Source organism: Bradyrhizobium sp., from assembly GCF_049581145.1.
Classification (GTDB): Bacteria; Pseudomonadota; Alphaproteobacteria; order Rhizobiales; family Xanthobacteraceae; genus Bradyrhizobium.
Map to the genome: position 1 here is coordinate 1 of NZ_JBAURI010001101.1, position 2412 is coordinate 2412.

Consider the following 2412-nt stretch of genomic DNA (forward strand, 5'->3'; position numbering starts at 1 on the left):
GCAATGCCCTGCGAGCCATTGGCGAGAAGATTGGGGAAAGCTGCAGGCAGGACGACCGGCTCAGTCTGATCGCCCGAATAATTCTCGCGGAAATCGACTGCATCCTCGTTGATGCCCTCAAGCAACAACCGGGCAACTTCCGTCATCCGCGCTTCGGTGTAGCGGTAGGCGGCGGCGTTGTCGCCGTCGATATTGCCGAAATTGCCCTGGCCGTCGACCAGCGGATAGCGCGAGGAGAAATCCTGCGCGAGGCGGACCATGGCGTCGTAGATCGCCTGGTCGCCGTGCGGATGGAACGAGCCCATCACGTCGCCGACGATCTTGGCGGACTTCTTGAACGCGGTGCCGGGGTCGAGCCGCAACAGCCGCATGCCGTAGAGGATACGGCGATGCACCGGCTTGAGGCCGTCCCGCGCGTCAGGCAGGGCCCGGTGCATGATGGTCGAGAGCGCGTAATTGAGGTAGCGCTCCTCAAGCGCTTCGCGCAGCGGCACCTCGTGGATGTCGGCCGGTTCCGGCGGAATCAGTGTCTTTCCCATGGCCTCCCGGTTAAACGCTTGGGATCAATCGGGCAAGGCGCGAATCAGGGCAAGAAAACAGGCAAGAAAAGCGGCAAGAAAAACGGGCATGAATGCAAGCCACGCCGTGCCTAGGTTTCGCCGGAAACGAGCGTTGGCCGATCCAGGCGCCCCCGGAGCGGCGAGGAACGCAGATTCATGGCCGGCCGTTCGACGAACCGCCAGGACGCGGCGGCCAGCGGCGTGACCGCCGCGACGGAAAAAACGAAGCTGACGGCGAGCACCAGGCTCACCGGCGCGGCAGCGATCTGGTCGAGCAGATATTGCGTCAGCCGCACCGAGGCCAGAAGCGACAGCGGATGCAGCAGGTAGAAGCTGTAGGAGATCTTGCCGTAGAACCTGACGATCGGACGGTCGAGCAAGGTGAGGATCGCCGCATCGGTCCGATAGGCGATCAGCGTGACCAGGGTCGCGGCCGAGAGGCATTCCACGAGCAAGGTCCAGGTCCCCGCAGGCTTGAAGAACGCGCAGGCGCAGAAGATCGCGATCGACGCCAGCGCGGCCGGCGTCACCGCGATCGACGGCAGCCGTTCGGCGATCGCGGCTCCCCTGAAATGCAGCAGCGCGCCGACCGGAAAGGCGTAGAGCGGGGCAAGATTGGTATCATTGCCGATCAGGTGATCGTACTGGCCGACGAAGGACAGGCCGAACAGCACAGTCGCGATCGCAAGCAGCGGCCGCGTGCCGTATTGGCGGCCAAGCCACACGCAGCCGAAGATCAGCGGGGTCGCGGCCAGTTCCGCCTTCATCGACCACGTCACCGCGTCGATATCGGCACGCAGCATCAGCATGTTCGCCACGATGTTGAGCGGCGTATAGGAGGCATGCTTGTACAGGTTGAATCCGACGCAATAAAACAGCGCGGCGAAGATCGCGATCGTCGTGATGGCCGCCGGAAACAGGCGAACGACGCGACCGTGAATGAAACGCCCCGCGCCGAAATTCCGGTCGAGCGCGCGCGCCAGCACGAACCCGCTGATGACGAAAAACGCCACCACCGCGCCATAGCCGTTGGTCAATGCCCTGATCGCCTGCAAACCCAGCGTATCGAGTGCGCCGCGCGATGGCCCGACGGCATAGGACGCCGTGACGTGCATCGCCGCCACGGTAAGCGCGGCACAGCCCCGCATGGACTCGATGCGGGGAATGAATCGCCGCTCGCTGGAACTCAACATCAAATCAAGAAAACGCGGGAATTATGCAGTTTTTAAGCAAGCACCGCGTCACATCTGTGATGCCCGCGCGCGTGGCCCGGTCACCGCGTTGATGAACCCGTCGCGGGCATCCGAATGCCCCTGCCCGCGCGGCTCCAGCACATGGCGCAGCAGGAACCGGCCGGTAATCCGGAACCCGTCGCGCAGATCCTGCTCCGACCAGCCATTGACGCGATCGTCGCCGCGTCGCAGGAACGGCGGCAGCCGCAACAGCCGGTCGGCCCACGGCTCGCCGGCCGCGCGCGATACCGCGCCGCCGGATTTCGGCGAGACATAGATCAGCTCGGAGGTTTCGCCGGTGGCGGCGCAATTGTCGAGGTCGAGCCCGAAGCCGAGCTCGGCCAGCATCGCAAGCTCGAACCGGATCAGGTGCACCGCCGCCTCGCCGGCGTCCTCGAAATCGTCCAGCGTGCGCTGCAGCCGATCGTAGATCTCCTCGTGCGGATCGCGCTCCGGCAGCAGCCGCGCCAGCGCGGCAAGATGAGTAACCCCATAAACCGCGTATGAGGACGCCAGCAGGTTTGCGGCGCGCAGCCGCGTGCCTTCGAGGGCGTAGGTACCGAGATGCTCGTCGAGCCGCGCGCGCCACACCGCGGTGACGCTGTTGCCGGGCTGCAGCA

3 protein-coding genes are annotated in these 2412 nt (G+C 64.9%); all 3 read right to left on the minus strand.

Annotated features, from left to right (window positions below):
- Positions 1-539, minus strand: a 539-nt coding sequence (locus tag WCB02_RS35430) for a DNA gyrase subunit A (RefSeq protein ID WP_423966066.1), incomplete at its 3' end; no start/stop codon positions are given.
- Between the two features lie 110 nt (positions 540-649).
- On the minus strand, positions 650-1753 hold the full coding sequence (locus tag WCB02_RS35435) for an acyltransferase family protein (RefSeq protein ID WP_423966068.1): 1104 nt from the start codon (positions 1751-1753) through the stop codon (positions 650-652).
- A gap of 48 nt (positions 1754-1801) precedes the next feature.
- The coding region (recO, locus tag WCB02_RS35440; RefSeq protein ID WP_423966070.1) for a DNA repair protein RecO at positions 1802-2412 on the minus strand (611 nt) is incomplete at its 5' end.

Coding starts and splice junctions, on each gene's coding strand:
- WCB02_RS35435 (WP_423966068.1), bottom strand. CDS start 1,753: ATGTTGAGTTCCAGCGAGCGGCGATTCATTCCCCGCATCGAGTCCATG.